At 57.6% G+C, this 16,868-nt stretch carries 11 protein-coding genes; 6 read left to right on the forward strand and 5 right to left on the reverse strand.

Annotation, left to right across the window (positions count from 1 at the left end; genetic code table 11):
- Window position 1: 1 nt before the first annotated feature.
- On the reverse strand, window positions 2–2,467 hold the full coding sequence (gene plsB, locus ACJO5Y_RS09215) for a glycerol-3-phosphate 1-O-acyltransferase PlsB (protein ID WP_406986482.1): 2,466 nt from the start codon (window positions 2,465–2,467) through the stop codon (window positions 2–4).
- A 166-nt stretch (window positions 2,468–2,633) separates the two neighbouring features.
- Here plsB and nudC point away from each other — a divergent pair, with 166 nt between their 5' ends.
- Both nudC and murI read left to right on the forward strand, forming a co-directional pair.
- Window positions 2,634–3,455, forward strand: a complete 822-nt coding sequence (gene nudC / locus ACJO5Y_RS09220) for an NAD(+) diphosphatase (RefSeq protein ID WP_406986485.1) — start codon at window positions 2,634–2,636, stop codon at window positions 3,453–3,455.
- A gap of 10 nt (window positions 3,456–3,465) precedes the next feature.
- A complete protein-coding gene (murI, locus tag ACJO5Y_RS09225) occupies window positions 3,466–4,314 on the forward strand; it encodes a glutamate racemase (RefSeq protein ID WP_406986507.1) in 849 nt (282 codons plus the stop codon).
- Here the strand turns inward: murI and ACJO5Y_RS09230 are convergent.
- The 4 genes from ACJO5Y_RS09230 to ACJO5Y_RS09245 all read right to left on the reverse strand — a co-directional run bounded on the left by ACJO5Y_RS09230 (window position 4,292) and on the right by ACJO5Y_RS09245 (window position 10,451).
- Entirely contained in the window at window positions 4,292–5,299 is a 1,008-nt protein-coding gene (locus tag ACJO5Y_RS09230; protein WP_406986487.1) for a DUF2156 domain-containing protein, read from the reverse strand. The two genes, murI and ACJO5Y_RS09230, sit on opposite strands and share 23 nt — an antisense overlap.
- A gap of 50 nt (window positions 5,300–5,349) precedes the next feature.
- Window positions 5,350–6,006 carry a class I SAM-dependent methyltransferase gene (locus ACJO5Y_RS09235; protein WP_406986489.1) on the reverse strand — a complete coding sequence of 219 codons (657 nt, stop codon included), beginning with the start codon at window positions 6,004–6,006 and terminating at the stop codon, window positions 5,350–5,352.
- 264 nt (window positions 6,007–6,270) lie between these two features.
- Complete coding sequence (locus ACJO5Y_RS09240; RefSeq protein ID WP_406986492.1) at window positions 6,271–8,442, reverse strand: putative bifunctional diguanylate cyclase/phosphodiesterase; 2,172 nt, start codon at window positions 8,440–8,442, stop codon at window positions 6,271–6,273.
- Between the two features lie 20 nt (window positions 8,443–8,462).
- The gene (locus ACJO5Y_RS09245; RefSeq protein ID WP_406986494.1) at window positions 8,463–10,451 is read right to left on the reverse strand and encodes an HDOD domain-containing protein; all 1,989 of its coding nucleotides are present in this window, start codon (window positions 10,449–10,451) and stop codon (window positions 8,463–8,465) included.
- Between the two features lie 205 nt (window positions 10,452–10,656).
- On the opposite strand from ACJO5Y_RS09245, the gene ACJO5Y_RS09250 reads away from it, so the two are divergent.
- The 4 genes from ACJO5Y_RS09250 to ACJO5Y_RS09265 all read left to right on the forward strand — a co-directional run bounded on the left by ACJO5Y_RS09250 (window position 10,657) and on the right by ACJO5Y_RS09265 (window position 16,751).
- Entirely contained in the window at window positions 10,657–11,976 is a 1,320-nt protein-coding gene (locus tag ACJO5Y_RS09250; RefSeq protein ID WP_406986496.1) for a MinD/ParA family ATP-binding protein, read from the forward strand.
- Window positions 11,977–12,233: 257 nt separating this feature from the next.
- The gene (locus tag ACJO5Y_RS09255; RefSeq protein WP_406986498.1) at window positions 12,234–13,769 is read left to right on the forward strand and encodes a fatty acyl-CoA reductase; all 1,536 of its coding nucleotides are present in this window, start codon (window positions 12,234–12,236) and stop codon (window positions 13,767–13,769) included.
- Window positions 13,770–14,094: 325 nt separating this feature from the next.
- Window positions 14,095–16,041, forward strand: coding sequence for an acetate--CoA ligase (gene acs / locus ACJO5Y_RS09260; RefSeq protein WP_406986500.1), 1,947 nt, complete (start codon window positions 14,095–14,097; stop codon window positions 16,039–16,041).
- A gap of 44 nt (window positions 16,042–16,085) precedes the next feature.
- Window positions 16,086–16,751 carry a response regulator transcription factor gene (locus ACJO5Y_RS09265; protein WP_406986502.1) on the forward strand — a complete coding sequence of 222 codons (666 nt, stop codon included), beginning with the start codon at window positions 16,086–16,088 and terminating at the stop codon, window positions 16,749–16,751.
- Window positions 16,752–16,868: the final 117 nt, after the last annotated feature.

Raw genomic sequence — 16,868 nt, forward strand, 5'->3', positions numbered from 1 at the left:
CTCAGGCACCGAGCATGGTGACCTGCTGGATGGCCTGGCGTTTCTCAACACTCAGAACCAGGCGGGCGTCTTCCGCCACTTCGTTTAATCCTTCGGTATAACTGAGCAGACCGTTGTCATCGGTGGTGATGACGCCGTTTTTCTGCATATTGGCAATGAAGTTGCGGAACAGGCTCTTGTCGAAGAACTCCGGGGCGTTCAATCCAAACAGGATCGACATACGCTCCGCGAGCAGGGTGCTTTGTTCTTCAAGCTCGGCAGCGCTGATGCGGCCGGAACCGTATTTTCGCAGGATGCCAATGGCAATGTGGTAGCGTTCCAGAGTCTGGATGATAAAGCGTGACAGAACCCGTAGCCGCAGCATGGCATCGGTGCCTTCTTCCGGCCGGCAGATGCGCTCGTCCCTTTCGAATATAAGCCCCTGTTCGATCATCAGGTCGATCCACTGATTGATCACGCCTTCCACTTCGTCCGGCTGGTATTTCAGGAACAGCTCGGACTGAAGGTAGGGGTAGGCGACACTGGCCAGGAACACGATTTTGTCCCGCTGCAGCGAATCCTTGTTCTCGAACAGGCTGGCAATCAGCGACGGCAACGCGAACAGGTGCTGGATGTTGTTGCGGTAATAGGTCATCAGCGTGGCATTGCTACCTTCCAGAGCAATGATGTCCCCCAGCTTTTGAGGCTGGCGGGTCACCAGTCCCATATTTTCGCAGTAGGCTACCCAGTCCTTGCCACTGCCCTCGGGCATGGTGACGGTGCTGGCATAGGGGAAAGCCTTCAGCAGGTTGGCGTACTGGTCCATCAGACGGATAAGCTGACCTTCGTCCATAGCCAGCCGGTCAGTGCCCAGCAGCACGGTTGCGGTCATACCGATGGGGTTCACGGCCACCGACGCGTTGATATTGGCCGCCACGCGGGTGGCAAGGCTGTCCACCGCTTCTGGCAGCCAGGAGGGACGATACTCGGCGTCGTAAGCCTCATCGCGCCAGCTCGGATGAACCTCGTTCAGTACGTCTTCCAGGGGAATGGCCTCGCCAAAATTGACCGCGACCCGGCCAAAGGAGTTGCTGAGCTTGCGCACGGTCTTGGCCAGACCAAATACACTTTCCTTCTGTTTTTTCTTGCCGCGAAGCTCACCGAGGTAGGAGCGACCCTCCATAACCTTCTCATAGCCCACGTACACCGGAACAAACACAATGGGTTTGCGGTGGTTACGCAGGAAACTGCGGACGGTCATCGCCAGCATTCCGGGCCTGGGCTGGAGCATACGGCCGGTGCGGCTGCGGCCACCTTCCACGAAATATTCCACTGAATAACCGCGGGTGAACATGACGTGCATGTATTCGTTGAACACCGTGGCGTAGAGCGGATTGTCCTTGAAGCTGCGGCGCATGAAAAAGGCGCCGCCGCGACGCAGTATGGGGCCGACAATGGGCATGTTCAGGTTGATGCCGGCGGCAATGTGCGGTGGCATCAGGCCGTTCTTGAAAAGCACGTAGGACAGCAGCAGGTAGTCAATGTGGGAGCGGTGGCAGGGCACATACACCACGGCATTGTCCTGGGCGACTTCCTTGGCAACGCGGATGTTGTTCACCGCAATACCGTTGTAAATGCGGTTCCACAGCCAGGACAGCACCACTTCCAGGAAACGGATGGTGACGATGGACATGCTGGCGGCAATTTCGTCAGCGTACTTGTAGGCTTTCGCCCGCACCTTTTCCGGCGGGATGTCGTCCTGGCGGGCGGTCTCCCGGATGGCTTCCTTTACCGCCTGGGTGCGCACCAGTCCTTCCACCAGGGTACGGCGGTGGGACAGGTCGGGACCGAGTACGGCCTGGCGAACGCGGCGGAAATGGGTGCGAAGGATGCGAGCCAGCTTGCGGTTGGCGCGCTCTTCACTGTGACGGTATTCATCGATGACCTGTTTCAGGGATAGCGGCTGATTGAACTGGACGTAGGTACTGCGGCCGTGAAGCATGATGATCAGCAGTTTCTGCAACCGGCCGGCAACAGACCAGGTATCGGAGAGCAACAGCTTGACCAGGGATTTCTCCTTATCCGGAGAGCGGCCCCAGAACAGCGATACCGGCACAATCTGCACGTCCTTGTCAGGGTGCTCGAGACCATAGCGAACCAGCGCCTTGAATTCCGATGTGGGCACCGGGGTTTGCCGCTTCCGGAACAGCCCGCCAATGCGTCGATAGAGGAAGAAAAACGAATGCACCGGCCCGTTCTTGACGGGTAGTGACGCTTCGGCGCCGGGCAGATCGGCCCGTAATACTTCCTGTTCGAGGACCAGTCGGCTGGACATGGAGCTGTACTGCAGCACATAGCAGACAGGCTTGTCGGGATCGAGCCCGAGAGCTTCGCGGCTGTTACCACTGACATCGGTCCTGACCCACAGAAACAGAATCTTGCGGAAAAAAGTCAGAATCAGGCTGCGAAGGGCCTGTAAAATTCGCATAAAGTGTTGCTCCGGTCTACTGAACAGGCGCTAAGTTTACTTGGTTGTGTGCGGTGCGGAAAGACGTGCCGGCGTTCTGCTGCGGAGCTCCGTGTGATACATTTCCCGCTGACAGGAATCACCGTCTGATCGTTAAATCCTTCAATTATTGTTTCAGGTTCTGTTTATGACGTCATGGCAGCCAGGCTGGACAACAACGCCTCCCGCTCCGGGTGATCCGGTGCTGGCAATCACCGGGCAGAACGTGGTGAGGACCGGCGGTCAGTGGCTGACTCGCTGGCACCAGGCGGAACCATACGCCGCAAGTGATCTGGTGCCGGTAAACCTTGGCCAGTGGGGCGGCCAGCCGCTTTACGTGGTTGAACTGGCCGCCGACCGGTTACCGGAGACGATGGAAGTGATTCCGTTGAGGGACGCGATCCTGATGATGGAAGAGGCTCCCGCGGACATGCTGGGAACCGGTTTCCAGGTCTGGCAGTGGTGGCGGGATCATCGTTTTTGTGGTCGTTGTGGTGGCGTCACCGGGCTCCATCCACTGGAGCGGGCAAAGTGGTGTGAGTCCTGTGGTATTCCCTGGTATCCACGGGTTGCTCCCTGCGTCATCGTGGTTATTTGCCGGGAAAATCGTATGCTTTTGGCCCGATCGTCCCGGGTCAAACGGCACTTTTACAGTCTGATTGCCGGTTTTGTGGAGCCCGGAGAGAACCTGGAAGAGGCGGTTGTCCGCGAAGTAAAGGAAGAAACCGGCCTGGATGTGACCAATATCCGCTATCGTTCGTCCCAACCCTGGCCCTTCCCGCACCAGTTGATGGTTGGCTTTTTCGCCGATTACAGCGGTGGCGATCTGGTGCTCCAGGAGGATGAGCTGGCAGACGCTGACTGGTTTATCCCCAACGATTTACCGCCGGTGCCGCCGACAACCACCATCGCCGGGCGGTTGATCCGGGAGATGGCGCATGAGCTGGAGCGGGAATGGCAAGGTCGATGAAACTGGCAGGATGGGTAGTGTGACGGTACCCCGTATTCTGGTGTTTGATTCCGGTATTGGTGGTCTCAGTGTGTCTGCCTGTATCCGGCAGCGCCTGCCATACGCCGAGCAGGTGTATGTCGCGGATAACGCCGGTTTTCCCTACGGTGACCAGCCCGAACCAGTGGTTATCCGGCGTTGCCGGGAATTGATTTCCGGGGCACTGCGGATGTATCCCTGTGACGTTATCGTGGTGGCCTGTAATACCGCCAGTACGGTGGTGCTGCCGAATCTGCGCGCAATGACATCCGTGCCCGTGGTGGGCGTTGTACCGGCAGTGAAACCGGCGGCAGCGTGCAGTCTGAACCGCCATATCGGCATCCTGGCGACTCCGGCGACTATCCGCCGCCCCTATCTGGACGAATTGATTCAGGAATTTGCCGCTGATTGCCGGATTGAGCGCATCGGCCATCCGCAGTTGGTGCGCTGGATTGAAAACACCGTCATCGGGCACGACCTGCCGCAACAGGCGCTGTGGGAAGCCTTGCAGCCGTTCCGGGAAACCGGTGTCGACACGGTGGTTCTGGGCTGCACCCATTACCCTCTGATTCGCGACCAGCTCCAGGCATGCCTGCCGGAGGTGCGTTTCTGGGTGGATTCCGGAGATGCCATTGCCCGTCGCACCGAGTGGCTCCTGAGTCAACAGGGCGTGTCCTTGCCCCCGTCAACGCTGCCCGGGGGGGCGGTATGCGCAGCTCTGTTTTCCGGGGAAGTGCCCGACGGGTTGAGGCATTACATGGAACGGTCAGGGTTGGCCCCGGATAACATCCGGGGCCACTGGCCCGGTGATGAAGGGGTTACAACAGCCGGGTCAGCTTGAACATGGCCAGGAATTCCAGTGCCGGGATGGTTTTGCGGTGGCAGCAGTAGGTCTTGAAATTATCACCGCGAAAGCGGGATTTGGTGAATTCCAGCCCTTTGAAGTTGTACAGGAAATTTCCGCGTTCATAGAGGCCATGAAGTAAGCGCTTGAGCAACCGGCTTTCCTGAGGCTCGGTAGCCGGGGCCAGCGACAGCGGAATCAGCCCGAGATCCAGGTAGGGCACACCTTCCGACCTGAACACCTCCATGGCGTGGGCCATCAGTGTATAAAAGATACCCTGTCTGAAATCGGCGTTGGCCCGGGAAATATTGGGCACATAGCTGACGATGTCATTGTTGCGGTAAACCGGATCAAAGTAGATAAAGCCCACCGCCTTGCCGTCCTGGTAGGCATAGAAGTGACGCTCATTTTCCCGGTAATCCATTTCCATGGGACGAATCAGGAACCGGATCTCCTTGCTTTTGCACTTGCGGGTGCGGATCCAGGCGTCCGAGATTTCCCGGGTATGGTCGTCGCTGAAGCGCTCTTTCACGGTGATCCCGTTTTTTTTCGCCTGGTTCAGGGCGGTACGCAGGACCTGCTTTTTCTTCCCGCTCAGGGTCCAGTGTTTCAGGTCAATGCGGGACTCACTGCCGAACTGGGTGCCAAACAACCCGAAACGTAAATGCAGGAAGTCCACCACCGGCTTGGAGACCTGAATGTAACAGGCATTCGGAAAGCGACTGTGGAACCGTTCCAGAATGAGGGCAAAATGTTCCGGGGCGCAGACAGGGTCCGACAAGACAAACGTACCGCCCCATTTGCGCATGTAGGCGATGTAGCCGACACCGGCCACGTCGTAATACTTCATGCCCGGCTGCAGGGTGGAAAAAGACTGGGAATGACCGCCGTATTTTTTCAGATAGCCCACCCGTTCTGAGAAGCTGAAGGCGCCTTCGTCCAGCGAACGAATATCATCGAGTGCAAGAATCTGGTCTGACATGTGAATGCTCCCCCGGTTTGTTCTTGTTCAGAGAGTGTTCTGAGGGCCCGCTACTGCGCCTGTTTCTGACCCAGGATCGACCAGTAGCAGTTCATGTTCAGCAGTTTGAAGTGCTTCTTCTCGGTGACTTCAAGACCGAGGCGCTGCATGTGCTCGGGGTAGTTGTAGATCTTGTGGAAAGCGTTGTTGGCGAACAGCCAGAAGATGAAGACGGCCATGTACCAGTACATTTTCTTGAACAGCCGCGCGACGAGGTTGCCGGTGGGGTAACAGAAATCTCCCACCACCACCTTGGCGTCTGCCTTGCCCAGTCGAATCAGGTGCTCCAGCACCTGCACCATCATGTCCTCGTCAAACACGTTGAGAAAGAAGTTGGCAACGACCATGTCGTATTGCCCGAACTCCCCGACCTCCATAATGTCGCTGTGGATGCGGCGAATGCTCAGGTGGGGGGCTTCTTTCTCCTGGGCTTCCCCGAATTTGCGCAGCATGGTTTCGGACAGGTCAACCACCGTTACGTCGGCGCCGAGTTCCGCGGCCCTGATGGCGTCCCGCCCGTGGCCCACCCCAGCAAACAGAACGCGTGATCCGGGGCCTACGGTCTCCACGTCCAGCATGGCTGTCTTGCACCGGTGAATGTTCTTGCCGCTGTATAGGTTGCTGAGGAAATCGTAAACGGGGCCGATGTATTTGTACTTGTCGCGCATGATCACTGCTGCCTGTCCGGATCCTGTGGATGCTGTCACCGTTTTTGTGATTGTTGGCTCGACTGCCTGTCGGCTTTCCGGTGACAACGCCTTGTGAATCTCACTCTAGGGAAGAGGTAGGGGGAATTATGTGCAGCACCGCGCATTTCCAGATACATAAAGTAACGTAGTGAAACGCTTTGCAAACCAAGTCAACATTTATAATAGGAATGTCAGACAATTGTATGGCGAGCGAACGGAACAGGTGGTTGAGTCAGGCGGCAGTCAGAGAACGGTCGCCTTGGCAGGTAGACGATTCAGGGACTTCCCGATTACTTCAGCGGGCCTTGCCGCACCATGGATAAACCCCTGGATCTGGTGGCAGCCGAGCTGCTTCAGGTAGGCCAGTTGTTCGTTCGTCTCAACGCCTTCCGCCACGATGTCCAGTTTCAGGCCGTGGGCCATGGCAATGATGGCGTTGACGATACAGGCGCCGTCTTCGCCGCTGCGTATGGCTTTGACGAACGATTGATCCACTTTGAGGGTGTGGATTGGCAGGCGGTGGATGTAGTTGAGGGACGAGTAGCCGGTGCCAAAGTCGTCAATCGCGATGCGAACACCGAAATCCGCCAGCTCCCGCAATTTCTGGCTGATCTGCTCCAGGTCGTTCATGATCAGGTTTTCGGTAATCTCGATTTCCAGGTTCTGTGGCGGGAACCCGCTGGCGTGGACCTGGTTCATCAGGGTGTCCACAAACTTCGGGTGTTCGACCTGGATCGGAGAGAGATTCACCGCCAGTCGCAGGTCACGGTGGCCTGACCGGATCCAGTTGCCAACATCCCGAAAGGCCTGATCCATGACCCGTTCGCTGACCTGGGAGATCAGCCTGGTCTCTTCGGCGAGGGGCAGGAAATCCCGAGGATAGAGCAGGCCGCGTTTCGGATGCTGCCATCGCACCAGGGCTTCCAGGCCGATCACGCGGTTGCTGTCTGAACAGACCTGGGGCTGGTAGAACACCCGCAGTTCGTCCCTCTCCAGGGCCAGTCGCAGGTCACGCTCGAGGCCGAGTCGGTTTGCCGAGTCAATGCTCATGCTTTCGGAATAGAAGCGATAGCCGTCCTTGCCTTTGGCCTTGACGTGGTACATGGCTATATCCGCGTTCTGGATCAGGTTATCCATGGTTTCCCCGGCTTCCGGGAAGATGGAAATGCCAATGCTGACGCCGACAAATACCTCGTGTTCGCCCAGTTGAAACGGGGAGCGCAGGGCTTTGATCAGTTTCTTCGCAATCTGGCGCGCATCCTCGTGGCTGTGGATGGACGGCAGTAATAGCGTGAACTCGTCCCCGCCAAACCGCGACAAGGTATCGCCCTTGCGCAGGCAGCGCTCCAGGCGATGGGTAACCGCCTGCAGCAGTCGGTCTCCCATGGCGTGGCCGAGGGTGTCGTTGATCACCTTGAAACGATCAAGGTCCAGGAACATCACCGCCAGCTTCTGGTTCCCCCGCCGGGCGTGGGTAATAGCCAGTTCCAGCCGGTCCTTGAACAGGGCGCGGTTGGGTAGGCGTGTCAGCAGGTCATGGTAGGCCTGGAAGTTGATAAACGCTTCCGCTTCCTTGCGCTCCGTGACATCCCGGGCGGTACCGTAATAGCGGGCCTCCCGGCATTTACCCTGTTTGTCGCCACCGGCCTGGGGCCAGGTTTCCGGGTCAATCGGGAAGGCGGTGATTTCAAAGTGGCGGTTGGCGCGACGGCTGCCCCGGGTTTTCAGGCGAATTTCCAGGGTGCGGGGATTGTCTGCGGATATATTCGGGGCATTGAGAGCGTAGGTGCCCCGGGCCACGTCCCGGTCGTCGAGTATGTGGCGGAAATGGCGACCGCGCAGCTCCTGCGGCTGGTATCCGAGCATGCTCTCGATCTTGTTGTTCACGAAACAGAAGTGACCGTCGCCGTCCAGCATGAAAACGATGTCCGGAGAACTGTTGACGATATAGCGGTGCAGCGCTTCGGATTTTTCGAGGCGTCCGCGAATGTGTTCGTGGGCCCGAAGCAGGGCCTGCTTTTCCAGTACGCTGCCAACGGTGGCCAGCAACTCGTCGGGATCAAATGGCTTGCGGATGTAGTCCAGCGCTCCCCGGCGCAGGGCGCGGCTCACTGAGTCGAAGGAACTCTCGCCACTGACCACGACAATGCCGCAATCCGGTTGTCGGGCAGCGATGTGCCTCATGACGTCGAACCCGTCCAGTCCGGGCATGCGCAAATCCAGCATCGCAAGGTCAAATGTCTGGCCGTCGATCAACTGGCACGCGCTGTGACCATCGTCTGCTTCGGTAACGTCGTATTCCTGGCTGCGAAGCAGGGAGCCGAGGCTGGCCAGCAGCCTCGGCTCGTCATCAACCACGAGAACCCGTGCCGGTAACCGGTCGCTGAAGGGCTGTTCGGAGTGAGCAGGTGTCATTGGTGTTTGCCTGTTATTCTTCAATCGTTATCGTTCTTCTGGTTGCCTGCCGCGGGTAATAGCATCCTGAAGACCGTGCCTTCATTCCCCGTGCGGCAAGCGATGCTGCCCTCCATGTCGTCGATGAGCTGTTTGACAATGCTCAGGCCCAGTCCACTGTGGCCTTTTCCCTTACTGGTTATTACCGGTGAAAACAGCGTGTTCCGGATAGGTTCAGGAATGCCGCCACCGTTGTCGGAAATTTCAAGTTCAACCCAGGTCTGGCCATTCTGCCAGACGGGGGCTGATGTTCTGATGGTAACCTTGCCCCCCTCGGCCAGACATTCGGCGGCATTGCGAGTTAGGTTGATGAGGATCTGTCGGATTGCCGATGGCGAGGCTGTCACCTCGGTGTTTTCCCTGCACAGTGAGATCGTGAGTCGTTTGTTGTCCTCGGCGAACAGTCCGTCTTCCAGAAGTTCCTTGAGAGCGTGAATCTCATGATTCAGGGTCGCGCTGGTGGTTTCGTCAGCATCCCCGGTCGTTTCCGGGCGACTGATCCGCAGCAACAGGTCTCCGGCCCGGTCCAGTTCCTCCCGGATAACGTCCAGCTCGTTTTGCACGCCGGCGTCGTCGAGTCGGTGACGAAGCTGGTGGATATACTGACGAACAATGGTCAGTGGATTGCTGACTTCATGAATCTGCCGACGCAATGACTGTTGGGCAAGTTCCGCCTCCAGCTGGTCATCCCGGGCGTCGATGCGGGGTGGCGCGGTTTCTGTGCAGGCCATGGATTTTGCCAGTTCGGCCGTGAAAAGCGTCGCCATATTTTCGGTCGAGGCCGCGTTTGTTTCGTCCGTGCCCAGGACAAACACGCCGGGGCAACTGTTTCCCACGATAATGGGAATGGCAAGCAGCGAGGGTGTGTGCAGTAATGACAGCAGTTGCCGGTCCAGAACCGTTTGATTTCGCTGCCCCAGGTGCACGGCTGTCTGCCGGGTAAAGGCCTCGGTCAGGACGCTGGCAGCCGGGTCGCTGGCGACGCTCAGGTTTGGAATGTCACCGATGGTTCCGGATAGCAGCGTCAGCCCGTCATCCTCGCGACCAAAGCACAGTGCCTGCAGGCCGGTGATCAGGGTCAGGCTGTCGACGGTTTCGGCCATTGCGCTCTCCGGGATGCCCTTGACGGAGGACAGGTTCAGGGCATGGCTGGTCATGGCCTGCTCAAGAACAGCGTGCTTCAACCGACGCTGAGCCGCGGTGGCATTGTATTCGTCGTTCAGGGAAATGCCGAGGGATTCCGCGACGCCGGAGACTTCCCGGTCGATGCGGCGGTTAATTTCCCGGGTCAGCTCCTCACCCAATCCGAATACCGTGCCAGCGGCGGTGATACCGGCTGCGTCGGACAGCGCCAGCCGGGTTGCGAGACTGATCAGTTTGACCAGGTGCCCGGCATCCCGGATTTCCGAAGGCAGGGCCTGCTGGTAGCGCATGGCGTCTTCCGCCATGCTGCCGAGGCCCCAGGATCTGACCAGTGCCACTGCAATGTCTGCATGATGGTTGAGATAGTACTGGCGGGTGTTTCCGGGCGGTGTTTTCAGGGCAACAAGTGCGCCGACGTTGTGGAGCATGCCCAGCATGAATGCCTGGTCAGGTTCGGGGTAGCGGGTGAGGGTGGCCAGTGCCCGTGCCGTCAGCGCCGTGGTCAGGGAGTGCCGCCAGAAATCCCGCAGCTGCTGCCACTGGTCCGCGCCCAGCTCGAACAGCATCTGACGGAGGGCAGCGGTCATTAACAGTGTATGGAAGCGATGAGTGCCAAGCCGCATCAGGGCCTGCTCTATCGAGCGAATCCTGGTGGCAGGACCGTAAAGTGCGGAATTGGCAAGCGCCAACACCCGGGTAACCAAGGCGGTATCGGTGGAGACGATATCACTGATCTTGCGATAACTGTCGTCCTGGCGGCAGGATTCCAGCGCCCGCAGGGTAACCTCCGGAAGACTTGGTAACTGGATGTCAGGGGCAATTTGCATGGGCTACCTGTGAGCGCCTGGTGTCGGCATACTCTGACGACATGTTCATTATTGTTGTCCGTCAAGAGCTTAGACAATAACGTGGATTTATTAAACTGTTATTGCTGAAATTTTGAACGTTATGTTCACCAGTTTGTGATATGTGTAGAATTCAGACAGGTTGTGATGGCTTTTCCCCTGCATTCATGGACACCCAAAACTGGCGATGACGGCTACTTCGCGTGCAAGGCACAAAACGAACCAACCCCGAACGGTCGCCATTACCGGCGGCAAGGGCGGGGTGGGGAAAACGTCCGTGGCGCTGAACCTCGGGCTGACCCTTGCGAGGGAAGGCAACCGTGTCCTGCTGCTGGACGGTGACACGGATCTGGCGAATGTCAGCATTATGCTGGGGCAATATCCCCGCAAGACTCTGGCCAATGTGATTGCCGGTGAATGCTCCCTGGGCGACGTTATCATGGCGGTGGACCATGGCCTGCACATTGTCCCCGGCGCTTCTGGCGTCCAGGAATGTCTTGAATTGGATGCCGGGGCCAGCCTGGATATCCTCAAAGCCATACACCGGCTGGAAAACCGGTACGACTATGTCATTACCGACACTGCCGCGGGTCTGCAGGCTGTCGGTCTTCATATGATCGCGGCGTCTGAATTGGCCTGCGTTGTGGTCACCCCCGATCCGGCGTCGTTGACCGATGCCTTCTCCCTGATCAAGGTGCTCCAGCGCCGTGGCTATAAACGGGTGCCCAGCGTGCTCGTGAATATGGCCCAGGGAGCCAGTCAGGCCCGCTCTGTGTTCCAGCGTCTGGAGTCCGCGGCACAACGTCATCTGGGGCTTTCGCTCCACTATCTAGGAGCAGTGTGGCGGGATGAAACCCTGCGGCAGTCTGTGTTGAACCAGCGGCCGGTGGCGCTGATGCCCTCTTCGGACCCGTCTTGCCGGCAGTTCCGGACCCTTGCGGATATGCTGACTCTGCGCCTTGGTCAGGTAAGGCCGCGGAAGGCGGGTATTGCCGCATACTGGCATGAGGTTTCCCGCAGGAGTAACACGCAGCAGACGGTGCAGCCGGAAGCCAATAATACTGCTGAATCTCCTGCCAGTGCCAGGGACAGAAGTGCTAAGCTGGTGGAAGAGTTGGATGAGTTGCTGGCGCGTGAGAAAGATGCCGCGCTGCTGCGATATGAGGCATTCAACCGTATATTTGCACTATTAGGGCGCACCGTGGATGACACTACTGTCGAAATCATCCAGACTGGTTTGGCCTCTCTTGAGTGGGAGAAACTGCCTGGAAAACAGCGCAGGCATCTCGCGGTACATCTGCGCCACCTGGCGGACCAGATAGCGTCCCTTTCGGAAAACGTCGAACCGGTATCTGACCGGGTTCCCGAATCATCGGCGCCATTTTACGACCGTTGGCGTTTTGGCGAGCAGGATCAGTTGGTTAAGGCGCTCAGGGAACAGCCTTCCGATATTTCCCTGGATCAGTTGTTGCGCTCAATGGCGGCGGCTGACAAAGATCGTTCCTGAGCCGATTCTCCTCTCTGTTGCGGGATACCCGTACCTAAAGCTTTTTTCATTTGATTGTATCTTTTTGTAGCGTAAATTTGCTTTGTGTCATCGCACCGTCATCGAAGTCGTGCAAACATTAACCGCGTTCTTTCGGATAGTGGCCCGCATAATGCAGCGGCTATTCCAGTGCCCCCTTTATTTCCACAGTGGGGCGGCAGGTCGTCAGGAGAGAAGCATTCGTGGCCACAGATTATTTATGAGAAGGAGTTCTCGGAATGGTACAGCAGCTTCAAACATCAGAGTCATCCTCCACAGTTCTGGAACAACTGCGGGGAAAGCACGTTCTGGTAACGGGTACAACCGGCTTCCTGGGTAAGGTTGTTCTGGAAAAACTTATTCGAGCAGTTCCCGATATCGGCGGAATACATCTGCTGATCCGGGGAAACAAGCGGCATCCGAATGCCCGTGAGCGTTTCCTTCACGAAATTGCCACCTCCTCGGTTTTTGAAAGGTTGAGGCAGGAGGATAACGATGCCTTCGAGACCTTCATCGATGAACGGATCCACTGCATTACCGGTGAAGTCACGAAGCCTGGGTTCGGATTGACGCCGGAGCGTTTCAGCGCGCTGGCCAGCCGCACGGATGCGTTCATTAACTCTGCTGCGAGCGTGAATTTCCGCGAAGAGCTGGACAAGGCCCTGACTATCAACACCTTGTGTCTGAACAATGTGGTAGAGCTGGCCCGGAAAAACCGCAGCATGGCGGTTATCCAGGTGTCCACCTGCTACGTGAATGGCAAGAACTCCGGCCAGGTGACCGAGTCGGTGATCAAACCCGCGGGTGAAAGCGTTCCCCGCAGCACCTCCGGTTACTATGAGATAGAGGAACTGGTCAGGCTCCTGGAAGACAAGATTGCCGACGTCCGTTCCCGATACTCCGGCAAGGTTCTGGAAAAGAAACTGGTTGATCTCGGTATTCAGGAAGCCAACCACTACGGCTGGAGCGATACCTATACTTTCACCAAGTGGCTGGGTGAGCAACTGCTGATGAAGGCGCTGGATAAGCGTGCGCTGACTATCGTCAGACCGTCTATCATCGAAAGCGCCCTGGAAGAACCCGCTCCGGGCTGGATTGAAGGGGTCAAAGTGGCGGACGCCATTATCCTCGCCTACGCCCGTGAGAAGGTGACGCTCTTCCCTGGCAAGCGCAGCGGCGTCATCGACGTGATTCCCGTTGATATGGTAGCCAACGCCATTATTCTGTCTCTGGCGGAAGCCCTCTCTGAGTCGCCGCAGCGCCGGGTTTACCAGTGCTGTAGCGGCAGCAGCAATCCGATTTCCCTGGGTGAGTTCATTGACCATCTGATGGCGGAATCCAAGGCCAATTACGCTGCCTATGATCAGCTGTTCTATCGCCAGCCGACCAAGCCATTCATCGCGGTGAACCGCAAGCTGTTCGATGCGGTGGTTGGTGGAGTGCGGGTACCGCTGAGTGTTACCGCGCGGATCATGAGAATGTTGGGGCAGAACGGTGAACTGAAGATGCTGCGGAACCTGGATACCAGCCGGTCCCTGGCGACCATCTTTGGTTTCTACACGGCTCCGGATTACATTTTCCGCAATGATGAGCTGCAGGCTCTAGCTTCCCGAATGGGAGAGCAGGACCAGGCGCTGTTCCCGGTAGACGCACGCCGGATCGACTGGTCAGTCTATTTGCGCAAAATCCATCTGGCCGGCTTGAACCAGTACGCCCTGAAGGAACGCAAGTTGTATAGTCTGCGCAGTGCGAAAGCGCGTAAAAAGGCCGCCTGATGGCCAGTGGGGTGCCCGGCCTGCCGGCCGGGCATTTCCGTTCCTTTGTCTCCCCGTTGATTCCCGTCTCCATACCTTGCGGTTCATTGCGACAGGGCTATCCTTTTACTCAGACTCTCACATAACGTGATTACCCGTTGTTTTCATATGGATTTGGCTGCTTTCTCGTAGAAAAGTTCAGGAACATTAGGACGTTAGTCTAATTCATTGTGTGGTGGCACACATGTTGAACTACAGCTATCCGTCTTCCGGGCCAAGGCGCCCGCCAAGCTCTGTTTTACAAAACCGATAATGACAGCAGACTCTAAACTATAGGGGGAGCACAATGACTGAGAAACACGTTTATCCGGTAAGTCCGGAGGTGGCGAAACATGCGCTGCTGAACCGTGATCAGTACGAAGAGATGTATCGGCAATCCATCGAGGATCCGGATGCGTTCTGGAGCGAGCACGGTAAGCGTCTCGAATGGATCAAGCCGTTTTCCAGGGTCAAGAATACCACCTACGACTACGACAACCTCTCCATCAAATGGTTTGAAGACGGTGAGCTGAACGCTGCCGCCAACTGCCTGGATCGGCATCTGGAAAAGCGCGGCGATCAGACCGCCATTATTTTCGAAGGTGACGACCCCGCCGATTCCCGCAACGTGACCTATCGCGAGCTGTATGAAGAAACCTGCAAGTTCGCCAACGTCCTGAAAGCTCAGGGTGTGAAAAAGGGTGATGTGGTCACCATCTACATGCCGATGATTGTTGAAACGGGCGTTGCCATGCTGGCCTGTGCCCGCATCGGTGCGATCCACTCCGTCGTCTTTGGCGGTTTCTCACCGGAAGCCCTCGGCGCCCGTATCGCCAACGGTAATTCCCGTTTTGTGGTCACCGCCGACGAAGGTGTCCGCGGCGGTCGCAAGATTCCGCTGAAAAAGAACGTGGACGCGGCACTGAACAATGAAGCCAGCGCCAATGTCGACAAGGTGATTGTGGTCAAGCGTACCGGTGGCGATGTGCCCTGGAAAGAAGGTCGTGACCAGAGCTACGAAGAGCTTATGAAGAGCGCTTCAACGGATTGCCCCGCGGAGCCGATGAACGCGGAAGATCCGCTGTTCATGCTGTACACCTCCGGCTCTACCGGTGCACCGAAGGGCGTTCTGCACACCACCGGTGGCTACATGGTCTATACCTCCATGACCCACCAGTATGTGTTTGATTATCACGATGGCGACGTTTACTGGTGTACCGCCGACTTCGGCTGGGTCACCGGCCACAGTTATATCCTGTACGGCCCGCTCGCCAATGGTGCCACGACGGTTCTGTTCGAGGGTGTGCCCAACTATCCGGATACCTCCCGCATGGGGCAGGTGGTCGATAAGCACAAGGTGAACATCCTGTACACCGCGCCTACCGCCATCCGTGCCCTGATGGCCGAAGGCGAATCCTGCATGAACGGCACTACCCGTGACAGCCTGCGGCTGCTGGGCTCCGTGGGTGAGCCCATCAACCCGGAAGCCTGGGAGTGGTATCACCGGGTGATTGGTAACAGCAAGTGCCCGATTGTGGATACCTGGTGGCAGACCGAGACCGGTGGCATCCTGATTTCGCCGTTGCCGGGCGCCGTCGACCTGAAGCCGGGTTCGGCTACCGTGCCGTTCTTCGGTGTGAAGCCGGCTCTGGTGGATAATGACGGCAAGATCCTGGAAGGCAAGACTGAGGGTAACCTGGTTATCCTGGACAGCTGGCCCGGCCAGATGCGCACCATCTACGGCGACCATGAGCGTTTCAAGCAGACCTACTTCAGCACTTACAAGGGCATGTATTTCACCGGCGACGGCGCCCGTCGTGATGAGGATGGCTACTACTGGATCACCGGTCGGGTGGACGACGTTCTGAACGTGTCCGGTCACCGTCTGGGTACCGCCGAGGTGGAGAGCGCGCTGGTCGCGCACGATAAAGTCGCCGAGGCGGCTGTGGTAGGCTACCCTCACGAGATCAAGGGGCAGGGCATCTATGTCTACGTGACCCTGGTTCACGGTGAGGATCCTTCGGACGATCTGAAGAAGGAGCTGGTCCAGTGGGTGCGCAAGGAGATAGGTCCGATCGCGTCTCCGGATGTGATCCAGTGGGCACCTGGACTGCCCAAGACACGTTCTGGCAAGATTATGCGCCGGATTTTGCGTAAAATCGCGTCAAACGAGCATGATCAGTTGGGTGATACTTCCACACTGGCGGATCCGGGTGTGGTGGATGACCTGATCAGCGGTCGTGCGAACAAGTAAGGCCTGCTTGTTATCAGGCCGTGTATCTGTGAGGAATCTGTTGAATGACACAAACAATTATCGTCGCCGATGATCACCCGCTGTTTCGTGCAGCTTTGAAGCAGGCGGTCAGTCAGGCGGTACCTGATGCCAAAACAGTCGAGGTCGACAGCATCAAGGCACTGCAGGCGGCGGTGGAGTCGCATCCGGATGCGGATCTGGTGTTGCTGGATCTCAATATGCCGGGTGCCCACGGCTTCTCCGGGCTGGTGTTCATGCGCGGGCAGTATCCCGGGTTGCCGGTAGTGGTTGTGTCAGGATCGGAGGAATTGCAGGTGATGCGTCGCTCGATCGACTACGGGGCGTCCGGCTTCATTCCGAAGTCGGCGCCGTTGCCGACCATTACCGAGGCGATCCAGGCGGTCCTGGAAGGGGATGTCTGGTTGCCGGAGGGTGTGGCGGACAAGATTGAGCAGATGCATTCGGATATGACGGATTTTTCCGAGAAGCTGGCGTCGTTGACGCCGCAGCAGTTCCGGGTGCTGGGTATGTTGGCCGAGGGGCTTCTGAACAAGCAGATTGCGTATGATCTGGATGTGTCGGAGGCGACGATCAAGGCGCATATTACGGCGGTGTTCCGGAAGCTTGGGGTTCGGAATCGGACCCAGGCGGTGATTGCGATTCAGCAGATGGAGATTGATCCTTCGGATCAGTCGTTGTCTGGTAGCTGACGTTCAGCTTTTTTGGTTTGTTATGAAGCGGGAGCCTTTGGGCTCCCGTTTTTTGTTTTTAGCCCTCTTCTTTTGGTGTGTGGTGCTGGGCGGGTGAGCCCTCCACGGGCACGCTAC

The sequence above is a fragment of the Marinobacter alkalisoli genome, assembly GCF_045449855.1.
Taxonomy (GTDB): domain Bacteria; phylum Pseudomonadota; class Gammaproteobacteria; order Pseudomonadales; family Oleiphilaceae; genus Marinobacter.

Excerpts from the sequence above, each read along its gene's own strand:
- ACJO5Y_RS09230 (WP_406986487.1), bottom strand. The coding sequence starts at position 5,299 with ATGTCAGACCAGATTCTTGCACTCGATGATATTCGTTCGCTGGACGAA.
- acs (WP_406986500.1), top strand. The coding sequence starts at position 14,095 with ATGACTGAGAAACACGTTTATCCGGTAAGTCCGGAGGTGGCGAAACAT.
- ACJO5Y_RS09240 (WP_406986492.1), bottom strand. The coding sequence starts at position 8,442 with ATGACACCTGCTCACTCCGAACAGCCCTTCAGCGACCGGTTACCGGCA.
- ACJO5Y_RS09265 (WP_406986502.1), top strand. The coding sequence starts at position 16,086 with ATGACACAAACAATTATCGTCGCCGATGATCACCCGCTGTTTCGTGCA.
- nudC (WP_406986485.1), top strand. The coding sequence starts at position 2,634 with ATGACGTCATGGCAGCCAGGCTGGACAACAACGCCTCCCGCTCCGGGT.
- ACJO5Y_RS09250 (WP_406986496.1), top strand. The coding sequence starts at position 10,657 with ATGACGGCTACTTCGCGTGCAAGGCACAAAACGAACCAACCCCGAACG.
- murI (WP_406986507.1), top strand. The coding sequence starts at position 3,466 with ATGGGTAGTGTGACGGTACCCCGTATTCTGGTGTTTGATTCCGGTATT.
- ACJO5Y_RS09235 (WP_406986489.1), bottom strand. The coding sequence starts at position 6,006 with ATGCGCGACAAGTACAAATACATCGGCCCCGTTTACGATTTCCTCAGC.
- ACJO5Y_RS09245 (WP_406986494.1), bottom strand. The coding sequence starts at position 10,451 with ATGCAAATTGCCCCTGACATCCAGTTACCAAGTCTTCCGGAGGTTACC.
- plsB (WP_406986482.1), bottom strand. The coding sequence starts at position 2,467 with ATGCGAATTTTACAGGCCCTTCGCAGCCTGATTCTGACTTTTTTCCGC.
- ACJO5Y_RS09255 (WP_406986498.1), top strand. The coding sequence starts at position 12,234 with ATGGTACAGCAGCTTCAAACATCAGAGTCATCCTCCACAGTTCTGGAA.